Genomic DNA, 16,507 nt, shown 5'->3' with positions numbered 1-16,507 from the left:
ACTACGCGCCGAGGATGTCCTCGATGACGCGTGCGACACCGTCGTCGTTGTTGGCGACGGTCCGGCCCGAGGCGGCGGCGACCACGTCCGGGTGCGCGTTGCCCATCGCGTACGACCGGCCCGCCCAGGACAGCATCTCGATGTCGTTCGGCATGTCCCCGAACGCCACGACCTCGTCGGCGGAGATGCCGCGCTCGGCGCAGCACAGGGCCAGCGTGCTCGCCTTGGAGACGCCGAGGCCGCTGATCTCCAGCAGCGCGCTGGGGCTGGAGCGGGTGATGCTCGCACGGTCGCCGGCGGCCGTACGCGCGAGGGCGAGGAAACCGTCCGGCGTCAGGTCCGGGTGGTGGGCGAGCAGCTTGAGCATGGGTGCGCCGAGGCCCGGCTCCTTCTCGTGCAGGAGCTCCTCCGCGGGGGCGATGGTGGCGTCGGGGTCGAGCCAGAAGGGCGGGTAGTCGGGCTCGTAGTGGAAGCCGGTGGTGAGTTCGACCGCGAAGGCGGTGCCGGGTGCCTCGCGGCGGAGTGTCTGCACGACGTCCAGGGCGGTGCTCCGCTCCAGCGGCCGTACCTCCAGCAGTTTGCCGCCGGAGTGCAGGTCGACGACGGCCGCGCCATTGGCGCAGATGGCCAGACCGTGGCCGTGGACGTGGTCGCTGACGACGCCCATCCAGCGGGCGGGCCGGCCGGTGACGAAGAAGACCTCGATGCCGGCCTCCTCAGCCGCCGCGAGCGCCGAGACCGTCCGGTGGGAGACCGATTTGTCGTCGCGCAGAAGCGTTCCGTCGAGGTCGGTGGCGATCAACCGGGGACGTCGGTGTGCCGTGGGCCTGGGGCGGGGAGAGGTCGCTGAGGTCACGCGCCCATTCTCCCGTACGGGGGTGCACGGGCGTGCGGATAGCTGCACATCTGAGCCATGCGGGGTTTGTCAGTGGGGCACCGTAGGCTCATTCCATGCGTCTGAGCACCGTGATCCTCCCCACCCGCCGCTGGCACGACGGCGGTCGCGAGGCGTGGCTTCGGGCCGAGCGCCTCGGCTTCCATGCCGCGTACACCTATGACCACCTGTCGTGGCGGGTGCCTTTCCGCGACGGTCCGTGGTTCGGCGCGATTCCGACGCTGACGGCGGCGGCCGCCGCCACCGGGCGGATGCGCCTGGGCACGCTGGTGACCTCGCCGAACTTCCGGCATCCGGTGACGCTCGCCAAGGAGCTGATCTCGCTGGACGACATCTCCGGCGGCCGGGTCACGCTCGGGATAGGCGCGGGGGGCAACGGCTTCGACGCGACGGCGCTGGGGCAGGGGGCGTGGACGCCGCGTGAGCGGGCGGACCGGTTCGCGGAGTTCGTGCCGCTGCTGGACCGGCTGCTGACGGAGGAGTCGGTGTCGTACGAGGGGACGTTCTACTCGGCGGGCGAGGCGCGCAACATTCCCGGGTGCGTGCAGCGGCCGCGGCTGCCCTTCGCCGTCGCCGCCACGGGGCCGCGGGGGATGAAGCTCGCGGCGCGGCACGGGCAGGCGTGGGTGACGACCGGGGACCCGAAGCTGTTCGAGACGGGCACGCCGGAGCAGTCGCGGGAGGCCCTGCGGGGGCAGTTGGAGAAGCTCGGCAAGGCGTGCGCGGACGCGGGGCGCGACGCGGGGGAGCTGGAGAAGATCCTGCTGACCGGGTTCACCCCGGACCGGCCGCTGGAGTCCTTCGACGCCTTCGTCGATTTCGCGGGCCGTCATGTCGAGCTGGGCTTCACCGAGATCGTGATCCACGCGCCGATCGCCGACTCGATGTTCGCCGCCGACGACAAGGTCTTCGAGCGGATCGCGACGGAGTCCCTCGCGCAGCTCCGCTGAGCCCCCCGCTCCCCGGCTCGCCCGGCCCAGCTCACCTGGCCCCGCGCGCCCGCCCGGTGTGCCCGCTCCCCTGCTCGCCGCCCCGGCGTGCCCGGCCGGCTCAGTCGGGGCCGGGAAAGCGGAGGTAGGCGGGCGGTACGGCGTCGGTGAGCCAGACGCCGTTGGCGCTGACCCGGAAGACGTGGCCGTCCCGGTGCATGGCCGCGGCGTCCACGGACAGGACGACGGGGCGGCCGCGCCGGGCGCCGACCCGGGTCGCGGTCTCACGGTCGGGCGACAGGTGGACATGGTGCCGGGCCATGGGGCGCAGTCCCTCGGCGCGGATCGCGGGCAGGCTGCGGGAGATGGTGCCGTGGTACAGGTAGGCGGGCGGTACGGCGACCGGCAGGTCCAGGTCGACGTCGACGGTGTGGCCCTGGTTGGCGCGGATCCGGTCGCCGTCGATGGTGAAGCGCCGCTTGTCGTTGACGGCGACGACGTGCTCCAGCTCGGCGCGGCTGATCCGTACGCCGTGCTCGGCGGCCGCCCGCAGAAGGTCATCGATCTCGGCCCAGCCTTGCGGATCGAGGACCAGTCCGATCCGCTCGGGCTGGTGGCGCAGGTGCTTCGAGAGGTACTTCGACACCTTCACCGTGCGTCTGTCGTCCATGTCGTTCACATCGCTCAGCGTGTCAGGCATCACGTGGTCACGGCCAGAGAAATTTCGGCTCGTAGGTTTGGTCCACAAACAACTCCGGTTATCCACAGGGAATTTGACGATTCTGTGGACAACTCCCCAACCTTTTCAGGTATTTTGACCGACTTACGTAGAATCATTCTGCGTTGAGGTAAGTGCGTCCAAAGTCCGTGCGTGAACCTCTCTTTCGGTGGCCGCGGTAATGAACGCCGATGCATTCTGTGGGCCAACAAGGCGGTGCACGGCCCGAATCGTGGATGCGGGAAGGGCGACCTGCTCGGTCTCGTCGTTCCGCACCCGGGGTCCTTCCGGTGACAGGTGCTGCTGGAGGTGGCGGGTGGCGAACAGCCGCATCGCCCGCGCCAGTTCGGCGTCCACGGTCTGCTGTGCGAGCGGCCGCAGGCGCCGTACCAGGGTCGCCGCCTCCGAGGCGTCCGCGTCCGTGGGTGGCCGGTGGTCGAGGTAGCGGGCGAAGACGTGCTCCATGGTGAACTCCAGGAACCTGTTGGCGATGTGCTCCACCTGACCGCGAAGTTCCCTGAGATGCCCGGAGATCGCCAGGAGCGGGACACCGGCGGCGTACAACTCGGCTGCCACGGCGAGTTCCTGGGGGCTCGGCACCAGGAACTCGTCCTCCCGCCCCGGGATGCGCTCCAGCACACCGAGCTCTATGGCCTCCTCCACCGCCTTCTCGTCGGGCGTCCCGCCAAATGTGGCGTCCAGCTCCGCACGGGTGATCCGGTCCGCCTCCTCGTCCGTCCACGGCCCGTGCACCTCGGCGACCAGCCCCAGGACACCGCCGAGGCCGCGGCCCGCGTCCCAGGCCTCCAGCAGCTCCTTGATGGACGCCAGGGTGTAGCCGCGCTCCAGCAGGTCGGCGATCTGCCGCAACCGGGCCAGATGGGCGTCGCCGTACACATTGGACCTGCCGCGCCGCTCCGGTTTCGGCAGCAGCCCCCGGTCCTGATAGGCGCGGATGGTCCGGACCGTGGCGCCGCTGTGGTGCGCCAGGTCCTCGATCCGGTACTCGGCCGCCGGTATCCGTGCCGCCTGCTCGTCCACACCCGCTCCCCGCTACCCCGAACCGCCCTGCGAGGGATGGTACGACCGCCCCCGGGACCCGCACCGCCCGCGGGACGCCGGCCGGGACCCGCACCGCCCCCGGGACCCGCACCGCCCCCGGGGCGCGGCGGTGTCCCGCCCGGTCACAGCTTCGCCTCCAGGCGGGCGAGCCTCCGCAACGCCCCCGGCGCCAGCCGGGACAGCAGCCGGGCTCCATGGGCCTCCGGCGTCACCGGCACTACTGCCTCGTTCCTCACGACCGCCCGCAGGATCGCGTCGGCGACCTTCTCCGGCGGGTAGTTGCGCAGGCCGTACAGCCGGGCGGTCTTCTTCTGCCGGCGCTTCTCCTCGTCCGCGGACACCCCGGCGAAGCGAGCAGTGGCGGTGATGTTGGTGTTCACGATGCCCGGGCACACGGCGGTGACTCCGATGTCACGGCCCGCCAGTTCGGCGCGCAGGCACTCGCTGAGCATGAGCACCGCCGCCTTGGACGTGCTGTACGCGGGCAGCATGCGGGACGGCTGGAAGGCGGCCGCGGACGCCGTGTTCACGATGTGACCGCCCTGCCCACGCTCGGCCATCCGCCGGCCGAAGATCCGGCAGCCGTGGATGACGCCCCACAGATTGACGTCGAGGACCTTCTTCCAGTCGTCGCTCGTCGTTTCGAGGAAGGCCCCGGACAGGCCTATCCCGGCGTTGTTCACCAGCACGTCCACCGTGCCGTACTCGGTGGAGACCTTGTCGGCGAGCTTCTCCATGGCCTGCTCGTCGCTGACGTCCACCGCCTCGCCCCAGGCGTCCGGCGCGCCGATCAGCCGCGCCATCTCGGCCGTCCGCGCGGCGCCCTCCGCGTCCCGGTCCACGGCCACCACCCGCGCACCCGCCTCGGCGAACGCGAACGCCGTGGCCCGCCCGATGCCGCTGGCGGCGCCCGTGACCAGGACGAGCTGCCCGCCGAACCGGTCCGCGTACCGCCGTCCCGAGGCGACCGGCGCCGGAACCTCACCGCCCCGCTCCTCGTGCGCCGTCACGAACTCGGTGATCCACGCGGCAAGCTGGTCCGGCCGGGTGCGCGGCACCCAGTGCCTGGCGGGCAGCGTACGCCGCACCAACCGAGGGGCCCACGTGGCCAACTCGTCGTAGAGCCGCTCGGACAGGAAGACGTCACCGGTCGGCGTGATGAGCTGCACGGGCACGTGGGCGTACGCGTCCGGGCGGGGGCGCCGCAGCCGGGCCCGGACATTGTCCCGGTAGAGCCAGGCGCCGTGGGCGGCGTCGGCCGGGAGGGAGGCGGTCGGGTAGCCGTCGTCCGGGACCTTCTCCAGCCGTCGCACGAGCCCGGGCCACCGCTTGCCGAGCGGCCCCCGCCAGGCCAGCTCGGGCAGTACCGGTGTGTGCAGCAGGTACACGTACCAGGACCTGGCGCCCTGGCCGAGCAGCTGGCCCACTCGGCGTGGGGTGGGCCGGCTCATGCGCTGCTTGAGCCAGTGCCCGAAATGGTCCAGGGACGGGCCGGAGATGGAGGTGAAGGAGGCGATCCGCCCCTCGGTGCGCTCGACCGTGACGAACTCCCACGACTGCACCGATCCCCAGTCGTGTCCGACCAGGTGCACCGGTTCGTCCGGGCTGACCGCGTCGATCACGGCCAGGAAGTCGTCCGTGAGCTTCTCCAGCGTGAACCCGCCGCGCAGCGGCTTCGGGGCCGTCGACTGTCCGTGTCCGCGGACGTCGTACAGCACCACGTGGAAGTGCTCGGCGAGCCGCACGGCGACCTCGGACCACACCTCCTTGGAGTCCGGGTAACCGTGCACCAGCACGACCGTCGGGCGCGAGGAGTCCCCGAGCTCGGCGACGCACAACTCGATACCGCCCGTACGCACCCGGCGCTCCCGCGCACCGCCCAGCACATCCGCCCCCATCAGATCGCCTCCCAGCGCCGCACGTGCGGCAGATCGTCGTCCAGCCAGAACGCGCTCTGTTCGGGGTCCTTGGAGTCGGTGACCACCAGCAGTTCCTCGAACTTGGCGCCCGTACCCCTGAAGCCGAGGTGCGGCTCGACCGCCCACAGGCCGGGCCGCGGGGGATGGTCGGAGAACCGGTACGGGGACCACAGCGGCGACCAGCCGTCGCGGTGGCCGTGGAGGGCGTCGCTCGCGAGCCCCTTCAGCGACTGCGTACCGAACCCGAAGAGTGTCGGCGACCAGCGGCGCTCCTTGACCCGGTCGACCTTGTGGGCGATGACGCCGAAGGGATAGGCGCGGTGCCGGTTGGCGTACCCCTGCCGCACCATCAGCCGGTCCACGTCCTCGTAGATCTCGCGCAGCGGGCGCCGCTCCCGCACCTCGCGCAGGATCAGCTCCCGGTGGTCACGGAGGTCGGCGAGCAGTTTGTCGTGGACGGGGCTGAGGCCGAGGCAGCCCGAGTACCCGATGTCGGCGGTGAAGCCCTTGTACACCGGGGCCATGTCGAGGATGAAGGGCATCCCCGCCTCCAGCCGCCGGTTGGTGGGGAAGAACTGCAGCGGTATCCGGAAGTTCACGAACGCCGTGCGGTCGCCGAACCAGGCGAACGGCAGGTGGAACCAGTCCCGTACGCCGCGCTCGCGCAGCCACTCGCGCTGCATCCGCGCCGCCTCGCGCTCCGTCACCCCCGGCTTGAGCTGTGCGGCGACCGCCTCGGCGCAGTCGTACGCCAGACGCTGCACTTCTCTGAAGCCGCGCAGCTCCGCGTCCCGCCCGGTTGCCGAAGACACCGTCGCCGGAGAAACCACTGAGGCCATGCCACCCGCCCGTCCGTCCATCGCCGTACGCGGTCGTAACTTGACACTGATGAATGTGACAATGCCCGGCGGCTGCGTCAAGAGTCGTGCACCGCCTGTGGAAAACCCGGCCCGGAGCCCGACCACGGTCGGGCCCCTTACGGGCTCGTACGCCTGGAGGGGGACATCGATCCAGCCGCCTGGTCTGACGCCGGATGTGGTCCGCGCCACTACCGTCGAAGCGTGACTGTGATCGCGACCGAAAGCCTCAGCAAGCGGTTCCCCCGGGTGACCGCTCTCGACCGGCTCTCCCTGGACATCGGGCCCGGTGTGACCGGACTGGTGGGTGCCAACGGAGCCGGCAAGTCCACCATGATCAAGATCCTGCTGGGTCTGTCCCCCGCCACCGAGGGCCGGGCCGAGGTCCTCGGCCTCGACGTCTCCACCAGCGGCGGCGCCATCCGCGAGCGGGTCGGCTACATGCCCGAGCACGACTGCCTGCCACCCGACGTCTCGGCCACCGAGTTCGTCGTCCACATGGCGCGCATGTCCGGCCTGCCGCCCACCGCCGCACGGGAGCGCACCGCCGACACCCTGCGCCACGTCGGCCTGTACGAGGAGCGCTACCGCCCCATCGGCGGTTACTCGACCGGCATGAAGCAGCGGGTGAAGCTCGCCCAGGCCCTGGTCCACGATCCGCAGCTCGTCCTCCTCGACGAGCCGACCAACGGCCTCGACCCGGTCGGCCGCGACGAGATGCTGGGCCTGATCCGCCGGGTGTACACGGACTTCGGCATCTCGGTCCTGGTCACCAGCCACCTCCTGGGCGAACTCGAACGCACCTGTGACCACGTCGTCGTCATCGACGGCGGGAAGCTCCTGCGCTCCAGCTCCACCAGCGACTTCACCCAGGTCACCACCACCCTCGCGGTCGAGGTCACCGACACCGACACCCACCCCGACGGCACGGCCGCCCTCCGCAAGGCACTCACGGCCGCCGGAATCACCCTCCACGCGCGCGTGGAGGACGGTATGCCGGGAGCCGGCCACATCCTCCTGCTGGAGGCCACCGGCGAGGAGACGTACGACATCGTGCGCGACACCGTCGCCGACCTCGGACTCGGCCTCGTACGGATGGAACAGCGCCGCCACCACATCGCCGAGGTCTTCCGCCCGGGGCCGGAAGCGACCGCCGCCCAGACGCAGGAGGCGCAGGCCCGATGAGCACCCCCACCCCACAGGCCGAGACCCGCATCCACAACATCGGCTACCGCGACTACGACGGGCCGCGCCTCGGCCGTGCCTACGCGCGCCGCTCGCTGTTCTCGCAGTCGCTGCGCGGCGCGTACGGACTGGGCCGCAGCGCCAAGTCCAAGGTGCTGCCGATGATCCTCTTCGCGGTGATGTGCATCCCCGCGCTGGTCGTCGTCGCCGTCGCGGTGGCCACGAAGCTGAAGGACCTGCCGCTGGACTACACGCGGTACGCGATCTTCACGCAGGCTGTCATCGGGCTGTACCTGGCGGCGCAGGCCCCCCAGTCGGTCTCGCGTGACCTGCGCTTCAAGACCGTTCCGCTGTACTTCTCCCGCCCCATCGAGCGTGTCGACTACGTCCTCGCCAAATACGGCGCGATGGCGTCGGCCCTGTTCATCCTGACCGCCTCGCCGCTGCTCATCCTCTACATCGGGTCGCTACTGGCGAAGATGGACTTCGTCGACCAGACCCAGGGCTTCGCACAGGGACTGGTCTCCGTGGCTCTGCTCTCGCTCCTGTTCGGTGGAATCGGCCTGGTCCTGGCCGCGCTGACCCCGCGCCGCGGGTTCGGCGTCGCCGCCGTCATCGCCGCGCTGACCATCTCGTTCGGTGCCGTCTCCACCCTTCAGGCGATCGCCTGGAGCACCGACTCCCTGGGCGCGGTGAAGTGGCTGGGCCTCTTCTCGCCGATCACGCTCATCGACGGCGTGCAGACCGCCTTCCTGGGCGCCACGTCGTCCTTCCCCGCAGAGGCCGGACCGGACGCCGGGGTGGGCGTGGTCTACCTGCTGGTCGTCCTCGCCCTCATCGCCGGCTCCTACGCCGTCCTGCTGCGCCGCTACCGAAAGGTCGGGCTGTGACCACCATCGACATCGACCACGTCTCACGGTGGTTCGGAAACGTCGTGGCCGTCAACGACGTCACCATGACCATCGGCCCCGGGGTGACCGGACTCCTCGGCCCCAACGGCGCCGGAAAGTCCACGCTGATCAACATGATGGGCGGCTTCCTCGCCCCCTCCACCGGATCCGTGACCCTCGACGGGCAGCCGATCTGGCGCAACGAGTCCGTGTACCGCCAGATCGGAGTCGTGCCCGAGCGGGAGGCGATGTACGACTTCCTCACCGGCCGCGAATTCGTCGTCGCCAACGCAGAGTTGCACGGCCTGGGCACGGCCGAGGCGCAGAAGGCGCTGGCCACGGTGGAGATGGAGTACGCGCAGGACCGCAAGATCGCCACGTACAGCAAGGGCATGCGGCAGCGGGTGAAGATGGCCTCGGCCCTCGTCCACGAACCGTCCGTGCTGCTGCTGGACGAGCCGTTCAACGGCATGGACCCGCGTCAGCGCATGCAGTTGATGGACCTGCTGCGGCGGATGGGAGCAGAGGGCCGTACGGTCCTGTTCTCCTCGCACATCCTGGAGGAGGTCGAGCAACTCGCCTCGCACATCGAGGTGATCGTCGCCGGACGGCACGCGGCGAGCGGTGACTTCCGCCGGATCCGGCGGCTGATGACCGACCGGCCGCACCGCTACCTGGTCCGCTCCAGTGACGACCGCGCCCTGGCGGCCGCGCTGATCGCCGACCCCTCGACGGCCGGCATCGAGGTCGACGTGACGGAGGGGGCCCTGCGCATCCAGGCGGTCGACTTCGCCCGCTTCACCGCGCTGCTGCCCGAGGTCGCCCGCGCGCACTCCATCCGGCTGCTGACGGTCTCGCCCTCGGACGAGTCCCTCGAATCGGTCTTCTCGTACCTCGTCGCGGCCTGAAGGGAGCCTTACGACCATGTACAACCCCACAGTCGCCCGGCTCACCTACCGGGCCCTGCTCGGCCGCCGCCGAGCCGCCATCCTCTTCGTCCTGCCCGGCCTGCTGCTGCTCATCGCGGCCGCCGTCCGCGGCTTCAACGGCGCCGACGACCAGATCGCCGCCGACGTCCTGGGCGGGTTCGCGCTCGCCACGATGGTGCCGTTGATCGGTGTCATCGCCGGCACGGGCGCGATCGGGCCCGAGATCGACGACGGTTCGATCGTCTACCTGCTCGCCAAGCCGGTGAAGCGGCCGACGATCATCTTCACCAAGCTGATCGTGGCCATCGCCGTCACCATGGTGTTCTCCGCGGTCCCCACCTTCCTCGCCGGGATGATCCTCAACGGCAACGGACAGCAGGTGGCGGTCGCCTACACCGTCGCCGCGCTCGTCGCCTCGATCGCGTACAGCGCGCTCTTCCTGCTGCTCGGTACGGTCAGCCGCCACGCGGTCGTCATCGGCCTGGTGTACGCGCTGGTCTGGGAGGCGCTGTTCGGCAGCCTCATCGAGGGCGCCAAGACCCTCAGCGTCCAGCAGTGGGCGCTGGCCGTCGCGGAGAAGGTCACGGGTGACGGGCTGGTCGCCTCGGACGTGGGGCTGCCGGTCGCGGTGGCGCTGCTGGCGGGCGTGACGGTGGCGGCGACCTGGTACGCAGGCCAGAAGCTGCGGACCCTGACGCTGGCGGGCGACGAGTAGCCGTACGCACGGAAAGGGCCCCGCACGCGCGCGTGCGGGGCCCTTTCGTCTTCACACCACCTTGACGAGAGGGTGGGCACACTTGCCGTACGGAGGAGGCAACCATGGCCGCTGACCCCGACGACCCGTGGGACGACGTCGAGCTGGACAACGACTTCATACGCTCCGCCGAGACCACCGAGCCGTCCGCACGCGCCCGGATGCTCGCCGCCCGGTGGCGCGGCCGTCCGCCCGAGCCGCAGCCCTGGCGCTCCGACGAGCCCCCGGCGGGCTGGTTCTTCAGCCGGGCCCGCCGGCGCAAGCGGCGCCGCCGCAAGGACGACGACTAGACCTTCCGGTCGCGTGCCGCCAACAGCCCCACCACGAGGGCCACCGCGCACACACCCAGCACCAGGGCGAGGGGAACCGTCCACCCCCCGGTCGCCTCGTGCACCGCGCCCGCGGCCGGCGGGCCGGCGGCCGCCAGCAGGTAGCCGACCGTCTGCGCCATCCCCGACAGCCGTGAGGCGGTCACCGCGTCTCCGCTGCGCAGCACGATCAGCGTCAGGGCGAGCCCCACGGCGCCGCCCTGGCCCACGCCGAGCACCGCCGCCCACAGCCAGGCACCGGACACCGGGGCGACCATCAGCCCCACGTAACCCGCCGCCACCAGTGAGGTGACCAGCGCGACCAGCGGGCGCTGGCTGCGCATCCGGCCGGCCAGCAGCGGTACCAGGAACGCGCCCGCCACCTGGATGAGGTTGTTGAAGGCGAAGACGACACCGGCCGTCGAGCGGCTCATGCCCTGATCGGTGAAGACCGTCGGCATCCAGGCGATCAGGACGTACGTCCACAGCGACTGCAGACCCATGAAGAGCGTGACCTGCCAGGCGAGCGCCGAGCGCCAGACGCTCCGGCCGGTGCGGGAAGCCGCCGGGGCCACCCGCGCCTCACGTCCCGTACGCCCCCGGGCGATCAGCACCTGCGGCAGCCACGCCACCGCCGCCACCGCCGCGAGCAGCGACCAGAAGGCCAGCGACGCCTCCCAGCGGCCCCCGAACGCCCGCTCCAGCGGCACCGACGCGGCCGCCACCACCGTCGCGCCCGCGATCATCGAGCCGGTGTAGACGGACGTCATCGACGCGGCCCGGTCCGGGAAGTCGCGCTTGATCAGCCCGGGCATCAGGACGTTGAGCAGCGCGATCGCCGTTCCCACCAGGACACCGCCGCCGTACAGCGCGTACAGGGACGGCAGTACGCGGACGAGGATCCCGGCCGCCAGCAGCAACAGGGCGCCGATCAGCACCTGTTCGGTACCCAGCCGCCGTGCCGGCCAGGGCGCGACCAGCGCGCCCACCCCGAGGAACAGCACCGGCACCGACGTGACCAGGGAACTCGCGGTCGACGACAGCCCGAAGTCCGCGCTGATCTCACCGACCAGCGGGGACACGCTCGCCAGCGCCGCCCGCATGTTCAGCGAAGCCAGCACGATCCCGACCAGCAGCAGCACCGGGTGGGCGAGCAACGCCCGCCGCGCGGCGGCTTCTTGGGGCGAGGGCAGGACATCTGCCTCCGCGTCGAGGAGCAGCCGGCCGGAATCCGGGCGTGCCACGTTCACAGCACCTTTCGCGAAGAACAACAGAAGAACAGCAGACGTAGGGGGTTCAGCGGGCGGCGACGATCGCCCTGACCGTTTCCAGCGGTACGCGCAGCAGCTCGCGCACGGCCGCACCCGCCGCGTCCGCGTCACCCGCCTCGATCGCCACGACCAGCGCGTCGTGCGCGTCCAGGTCGATGGCGGGCATCGCGTGGTCGCCGAGCGACTCGACGAGGCTTTCGTGGACCTGTACGGAGAAGAACCGGTACACCTCGGTGAACGCGGCGTTGTGCGTGGCCTCGACCACCGCCCGGTGGAAGGCCACGTCGGCGTCCGCGTCCCGGTCGCCCTCCTCGCGCAGGGTGGCCAGCGCGGCGCGCAGCCGCAGCAGGTCGTGGGTGTCGCGCCGGAGCGCCGCCAGGCGGGCGGCCTCCGTCTCCAGGGCGATCCGCAGCTCCAGTACGTCCAGGGCGCCGGCGGCCCGGACGGTGCGGAGCACGGCGGCGGGGTCGGCGGTGGAGCGTACGAAGGTGCCGTTGCCCTGACGGGACTCCAGCAGACCCGCGTGGACCAGGACACGGACGGCCTCACGCACGGTGTTGCGGCCGACACCGAGCTGCCCGGCGAGCTCGTGCTCGGTGGGGATGCGGTCACCCACGGCCCATTCGCCGTCCGTCAGCTGGGCCCGGAGCTGGTCGACGACCGTGTCGACGAGGGAGGTCCGGCCCGCGGCCTTCAGCACCATGTCCCGGTACTCCATTCGCCTCAATCACCCGGTTGCCCAGTCATCCTACAACTTGCCTCCAGGATTACTGTGGGCACATCCGCACTCACTCACACCCTGGGGAGCAAGCCATGTCAGACCGCTTCGACGTCGTCGTACTCGGAGCAGGCCCCGGCGGATACGTCGCCGCCATCCGTGCCGCCCAGCTGGGCAAGCGCGTCGCGGTGGTCGAGGAGAAGTACTGGGGCGGTGTCTGCCTGAACGTCGGCTGCATCCCCACCAAGGCACTGCTGCGCAACGCCGAGCTGGCCCACCTCTTCACCCACGAGGCCAAGACGTACGGCATCAAGGTCGACGGCCAGGTCTCCTTCGACTACGGCGAGGCGTTCCGGCGCAGCCGGACGGTCGCGGACGGCCGGGTCAAGGGCGTCCACTTCCTGATGAAGAAGAACAAGATCACCGAGTTCACCGGCCGGGGCACCTTCCTGGACGCGAACACGATGCGGGTCGCGCTGACCGACGGCACGGAGACCACGATCTCGTTCGACAACTGCATCATCGCGACCGGTGCCACGCCGCGGCTGCTGCCCGGCACGCGGCGCAGCGAGCGGGTCGTGACGTACGAGGAGCAGATCCTCAGCCAGGACCTGCCGCGTTCGATCGTGATCGCCGGCGCGGGCGCCATCGGCATCGAGTTCGCGTACGTGATGCAGAACTACGGCGTGAAGGTCACCATCGTCGAGTTCCTCGACCGGATCGCGCCGCTGGAGGACAAGGACGTCTCGGCGGAGCTGGCGAAGCAGTACCGCAAGCTCGGCATCGACGTGCTGACCTCCACGCGGGTGGAGTCGATCGACGAGTCCGGCTCCCAGGTGCGGGTCACGGTGACCGGCAAGGACGGCAAGCAGCAGGTGCTGGAGGCCGACAAGGTGCTGCAGGCGATCGGCTTCGCGCCGAACGTCGAGGGGTACGGCCTGGAGAACACCGGCGTCGAGCTCACCGAGCGCGGCGCCATCGACGTCGACGGCCGGTCGCGGACCTCGGTGCCGCACATCTACGCGATCGGTGACGTGACCGCGAAGCTGATGCTCGCGCACACCGCCGAGGCGATGGGCGTGGTGGCCGCCGAGACGATCGCGGGCGCGGAGACGATGGAGCTCGACTACCCGATGATCCCGCGCGCCACGTACTGCCAGCCGCAGATCGCCAGCTTCGGCTGGACGGAGGAGCAGGCGCGGGAGAAGGGCTTCGACGTCAAGGTCGCGAAGTTCCCCTTCATGGCGAACGGCAAGGCGCACGGGCTCGGTGACACGACGGGGTTCGTGAAGCTGATCAGCGACGCCAAGTACGGCGAGATCATCGGCGCCCACCTGATCGGACCCGACGTCACCGAGCTGCTGCCCGAGCTGACGCTGGCCCAGCAGTGGGACCTGACGGTCCACGAGGTGGCGCGGAACGTCCACGCCCACCCGACGCTGGGCGAGGCGGTCAAGGAGGCCGTGCACGGCCTCGCGGGCCACATGATCAACTTCTGACGGTTCGCGCGTACGCGTGCGGTTCGTGCGTACGCGTGCGGCGGTGCGGCGCCCGGTAAAGCGGTGGCGCCGCCTCGTGCCCGCGGGGCACGCTGGTGTGGCACGGGGGAGGTCGGGGGGCGGCCGCTTCGAGCGCGCGACACGTCGCGCGGGCCGCCCCACGAGCGCCCACGAGCGCCCTCGACGGGGACCCGGGACGGCTCCCCCTGCACCGACTCAGGCGTGCAGGAGCTCCTCCAGCACCACCGCGATGCCGTCCTGGTCGTTGGACGCCGTGACCTCATGGGCGACGGCCTTGAGGTCGTCGTGGGCGTTGGCCATGGCCACGCCGTGCTGCGCCCAGGCGAACATGGGGATGTCGTTGGGCATGTCGCCGAACGCGACCGTGTCCGCCGCCTTCACGCCCAGCCGGCGGGCCGCCAGGGACAGGCCCGTGGCCTTGCTCAGCCCCAGGGGCAGGATCTCGACGATGCCCGCGCCCGCCACCACCACGTCCACGAGACCGCCGACCGTCTGCCGGGCGGCCCGGGCCAGGGCGTCGTCGTCCAGTTCGGGGTGCTGGATGTAGACCTTGTTGAGCGGGGCGGACCACAGGTCGGCCGGGTCCTCGAACGGGACGTACGGCAGCGGTCCCTCCTGGACGCGGTAGCCCGGACTCACGAGGACCTCGCCGTCCAGGCCGTCGCGGCTCGCGGCGAGGGCCAGCGGGCCCACCTCTGCCTCCAGCTTGGACAGGGCCAGGCCCGCGAGCTGGCGGTCCAGGGTCACGGACGTCAGCAGCCGGTTCTCGCCCGCGTGGTAGACCTGCGCGCCCTGGCCGCAGACGGCGAGGCCGTCGTAGCCCAGGTCGTCCAGGATGTGACGGGTCCAGGGGACGCCACGGCCGGTGACGACGATGTGCGCGGCGCCCGCCGCCGTCGCGGCGGCGAGCGCGTCACGCGTGCGCCGGGAGACCGTCCCGTCGGAACGCAGCAGCGTCCCGTCGAGATCGGTCGCGACCAGCTTGTAGGGGAACGGAGTCACTTGGAGACGGGCTCCAGGACTTCCCGGCCGCCGAGGTACGGGCGGAGGACCGGGGGGACCCGCACGGAGCCGTCGGCCTGCTGGTGGTTCTCCAGCAGCGCGACGATCGTGCGCGGTACGGCGCACAGCGTGCCGTTGAGGGTCGCGAGCGGCTGGACCTTCTTGCCGTCGCGCATCCGCACCGACAGCCGCCGCGCCTGGAAGCTGTCGCAGTTCGACGCGGACGTCAGCTCGCGGTACTTGCCCTGCGTGGGGATCCAGGCCTCGCAGTCGTACTTGCGCGAGGCGGAGGCGCCCAGGTCGCCGGTGGCCACGTCGATCACCTGGAACGGCAGCTCCAGGGACGTCAGCCACTGCTTCTCCCAGTCCAGCAGCCGCTTGTGCTCGGCCTCGGCCTCCTCGGGAGCGACGTACGAGAACATTTCCACCTTGTCGAACTGGTGGACCCGGAAGATGCCCCGGGTGTCCTTGCCGTACGTGCCGGCCTCGCGCCGGTAGCAGGGCGAGAAGCCGGCGTACCGCAGCGGCAGCTTCTCCGCGTCGAGGATCTCGTCCATGTGGTACGCGGCCAGCGGCACCTCGGACGTGCCGACCAGGTAGTAGTCGTCCTTCTCCAGGTGGTACACGTTCTCCGCGGCCTGGCCGAGGAAACCGGTGCCCTCCATGGCGCGCGGCCGGACCAGCGTGGGCGTCAGCATCGGGATGAACCCGGCCTCCGTCGCCTGCGCGATCGCCGCGTTGACGAGCGCGAGCTCCAGCAGCGCGCCGACGCCCGTCAGGTAGTAGAAGCGCGAGCCGGAGACCTTGGCCGCACGCTCGACGTCGATGGCGCCCAGCGCCTCACCGAGCTCCAAGTGGTCCTTGGGCTCGAAGCCCTCGGCGCCGAAATCGCGGACGGTGCCGTGCGTCTCCAGGACGACGAAGTCCTCCTCGCCGCCGACCGGTACGTCCTCGTGGACGATGTTGCCGAGCTGGAGCAGCAGCCGCTTGGTCTCCTCGTCCGCCTCGTTCTGGGCGGCGTCGGCGGCCTTCACGTCGGTCTTCAGCTCCTCGGCCTTCCGCAGCAGCTCCGCGCGCTCCTCCGGGGAAGCCTTGGGGATCAGCTTGCCGAGCGCCTTCTGCTCGGAGCGGAGTTCGTCGAAGCGGACGCCGGACGACCTGCGCCGCTCATCGGCGGAGAGCAGGGCGTCGACGAGGCCGACGTCCTCTCCACGGGCGCGCTGGGAGGCGCGAACACGGTCGGGGTCCTCACGGAGCAGGCGAAGGTCAATCACCCCACCAGGCTACCGGTGCGGGCTCATGTCACCCCAGCCGATATGCCGCGCGGCCCTTGCGTGTTGCTTTGCCCCAATTGTCGGAGTTTATCCGTGGGAAAGTCGCGGGGCCGAGTGGGGAAACACGACGGAATTCCCTCGCTTGCCGCCCTTCCTTCCCACCGTCGAAGGGTGACCCGCGACCCTCTCCCGATGCCGTTCGAGCGCCGTTGTCCACAGACGCCACCAGCTTCCGGGGGTTATCCACAGGCTGTGCGAATCCGCTGTGGACTCAGG

Annotated in this window: 16 protein-coding genes; 7 read left to right on the top strand and 9 right to left on the bottom strand. The window is 70.8% G+C overall.

What is annotated here, in order from left to right; genetic code table 11:
• Window position 1: 1 nt before the first annotated feature.
• Window positions 2-856 (bottom strand): Cof-type HAD-IIB family hydrolase, encoded by an 855-nt coding sequence (locus tag ACZ6C1_RS13860; RefSeq protein WP_469240637.1) that lies wholly within the window; start codon window positions 854-856, stop codon window positions 2-4.
• Between the two features lie 95 nt (window positions 857-951).
• Between ACZ6C1_RS13860 and ACZ6C1_RS13855 the strand changes: the two genes are divergently transcribed.
• Complete coding sequence (locus ACZ6C1_RS13855; RefSeq protein WP_469240635.1) at window positions 952-1,845, top strand: LLM class flavin-dependent oxidoreductase; 894 nt, start codon at window positions 952-954, stop codon at window positions 1,843-1,845.
• A 100-nt stretch (window positions 1,846-1,945) separates the two neighbouring features.
• Here the strand turns inward: ACZ6C1_RS13855 and ACZ6C1_RS13850 are convergent, their stop codons facing one another.
• The 4 genes from ACZ6C1_RS13850 to ACZ6C1_RS13835 all read right to left on the bottom strand — a co-directional run bounded on the left by ACZ6C1_RS13850 (window position 1,946) and on the right by ACZ6C1_RS13835 (window position 6,362).
• On the bottom strand, window positions 1,946-2,494 hold the full coding sequence (locus ACZ6C1_RS13850; protein ID WP_469240634.1) for an RNA 2'-phosphotransferase: 549 nt from the start codon (window positions 2,492-2,494) through the stop codon (window positions 1,946-1,948).
• A gap of 153 nt (window positions 2,495-2,647) precedes the next feature.
• Complete coding sequence (locus tag ACZ6C1_RS13845; RefSeq protein ID WP_469240633.1) at window positions 2,648-3,583, bottom strand: MerR family transcriptional regulator; 936 nt, start codon at window positions 3,581-3,583, stop codon at window positions 2,648-2,650.
• Between the two features lie 143 nt (window positions 3,584-3,726).
• The gene (locus ACZ6C1_RS13840) at window positions 3,727-5,502 is read right to left on the bottom strand and encodes an SDR family oxidoreductase (protein ID WP_469240631.1); all 1,776 of its coding nucleotides are present in this window, start codon (window positions 5,500-5,502) and stop codon (window positions 3,727-3,729) included.
• The gene (locus ACZ6C1_RS13835) at window positions 5,502-6,362 is read right to left on the bottom strand and encodes a M24 family metallopeptidase (protein ID WP_469240630.1); all 861 of its coding nucleotides are present in this window, start codon (window positions 6,360-6,362) and stop codon (window positions 5,502-5,504) included. The genes ACZ6C1_RS13840 and ACZ6C1_RS13835 overlap by 1 nt, the downstream gene beginning before the upstream one ends.
• A gap of 228 nt (window positions 6,363-6,590) precedes the next feature.
• Here ACZ6C1_RS13835 and ACZ6C1_RS13830 point away from each other — a divergent pair, with 228 nt between their 5' ends.
• The 5 genes from ACZ6C1_RS13830 to ACZ6C1_RS13810 all read left to right on the top strand — a co-directional run bounded on the left by ACZ6C1_RS13830 (window position 6,591) and on the right by ACZ6C1_RS13810 (window position 10,428).
• Window positions 6,591-7,565 (top strand): ABC transporter ATP-binding protein, encoded by a 975-nt coding sequence (locus tag ACZ6C1_RS13830; protein ID WP_469241211.1) that lies wholly within the window; start codon window positions 6,591-6,593, stop codon window positions 7,563-7,565.
• Complete coding sequence (locus ACZ6C1_RS13825) at window positions 7,562-8,455, top strand: ABC transporter permease (RefSeq protein WP_469240628.1); 894 nt, start codon at window positions 7,562-7,564, stop codon at window positions 8,453-8,455. Before ACZ6C1_RS13830 ends, ACZ6C1_RS13825 begins: the two co-directional genes overlap by 4 nt.
• Window positions 8,452-9,363, top strand: a complete 912-nt coding sequence (locus ACZ6C1_RS13820) for an ABC transporter ATP-binding protein (protein WP_469240626.1) — start codon at window positions 8,452-8,454, stop codon at window positions 9,361-9,363. The genes ACZ6C1_RS13825 and ACZ6C1_RS13820 overlap by 4 nt, the downstream gene beginning before the upstream one ends.
• A gap of 16 nt (window positions 9,364-9,379) precedes the next feature.
• Complete coding sequence (locus ACZ6C1_RS13815) at window positions 9,380-10,099, top strand: ABC transporter permease (protein WP_351815585.1); 720 nt, start codon at window positions 9,380-9,382, stop codon at window positions 10,097-10,099.
• A 104-nt stretch (window positions 10,100-10,203) separates the two neighbouring features.
• A complete protein-coding gene (locus ACZ6C1_RS13810) occupies window positions 10,204-10,428 on the top strand; it encodes an SGM_3592 family protein (RefSeq protein ID WP_469240624.1) in 225 nt (74 codons plus the stop codon).
• On the opposite strand, the gene ACZ6C1_RS13805 is transcribed toward ACZ6C1_RS13810, so the two are convergent.
• A complete protein-coding gene (locus ACZ6C1_RS13805; RefSeq protein ID WP_469240621.1) occupies window positions 10,425-11,690 on the bottom strand; it encodes a CynX/NimT family MFS transporter in 1,266 nt (421 codons plus the stop codon). The genes ACZ6C1_RS13810 and ACZ6C1_RS13805 overlap by 4 nt on opposite strands.
• A 52-nt stretch (window positions 11,691-11,742) precedes the next feature.
• The gene (locus ACZ6C1_RS13800; RefSeq protein WP_469240619.1) at window positions 11,743-12,420 is read right to left on the bottom strand and encodes a FadR/GntR family transcriptional regulator; all 678 of its coding nucleotides are present in this window, start codon (window positions 12,418-12,420) and stop codon (window positions 11,743-11,745) included.
• 110 nt (window positions 12,421-12,530) lie between these two features.
• On the opposite strand from ACZ6C1_RS13800, the gene lpdA reads away from it, so the two are divergent.
• The gene (gene lpdA / locus ACZ6C1_RS13795; RefSeq protein WP_469240617.1) at window positions 12,531-13,934 is read left to right on the top strand and encodes a dihydrolipoyl dehydrogenase; all 1,404 of its coding nucleotides are present in this window, start codon (window positions 12,531-12,533) and stop codon (window positions 13,932-13,934) included.
• Between the two features lie 216 nt (window positions 13,935-14,150).
• Here the strand turns inward: lpdA and ACZ6C1_RS13790 are convergent, their stop codons facing one another.
• Window positions 14,151-14,957, bottom strand: coding sequence for an HAD family hydrolase (locus tag ACZ6C1_RS13790; RefSeq protein ID WP_469240616.1), 807 nt, complete (start codon window positions 14,955-14,957; stop codon window positions 14,151-14,153).
• Window positions 14,954-16,231, bottom strand: a complete 1,278-nt coding sequence (serS, locus tag ACZ6C1_RS13785; RefSeq protein ID WP_469240614.1) for a serine--tRNA ligase — start codon at window positions 16,229-16,231, stop codon at window positions 14,954-14,956. The genes ACZ6C1_RS13790 and serS overlap by 4 nt, the downstream gene beginning before the upstream one ends.
• Between the last annotated feature and the right edge of the window lie 276 nt (window positions 16,232-16,507).

The organism is Streptomyces sp. NPDC041796, assembly GCF_055590785.1.
This window is presented reverse-complemented; position numbering and strand designations above follow the sequence as displayed.

Coding starts and splice junctions, on each gene's coding strand:
- ACZ6C1_RS13855 (WP_469240635.1), top strand. CDS start 952: ATGCGTCTGAGCACCGTGATCCTCCCCACCCGCCGCTGGCACGACGGC.
- ACZ6C1_RS13850 (WP_469240634.1), bottom strand. CDS start 2,494: ATGGACGACAGACGCACGGTGAAGGTGTCGAAGTACCTCTCGAAGCAC.
- ACZ6C1_RS13840 (WP_469240631.1), bottom strand. CDS start 5,502: ATGGGGGCGGATGTGCTGGGCGGTGCGCGGGAGCGCCGGGTGCGTACG.
- ACZ6C1_RS13835 (WP_469240630.1), bottom strand. CDS start 6,362: ATGGCCTCAGTGGTTTCTCCGGCGACGGTGTCTTCGGCAACCGGGCGG.
- ACZ6C1_RS13825 (WP_469240628.1), top strand. CDS start 7,562: ATGAGCACCCCCACCCCACAGGCCGAGACCCGCATCCACAACATCGGC.
- ACZ6C1_RS13815 (WP_351815585.1), top strand. CDS start 9,380: ATGTACAACCCCACAGTCGCCCGGCTCACCTACCGGGCCCTGCTCGGC.
- ACZ6C1_RS13810 (WP_469240624.1), top strand. CDS start 10,204: ATGGCCGCTGACCCCGACGACCCGTGGGACGACGTCGAGCTGGACAAC.
- ACZ6C1_RS13800 (WP_469240619.1), bottom strand. CDS start 12,420: ATGGTGCTGAAGGCCGCGGGCCGGACCTCCCTCGTCGACACGGTCGTC.
- lpdA (WP_469240617.1), top strand. CDS start 12,531: ATGTCAGACCGCTTCGACGTCGTCGTACTCGGAGCAGGCCCCGGCGGA.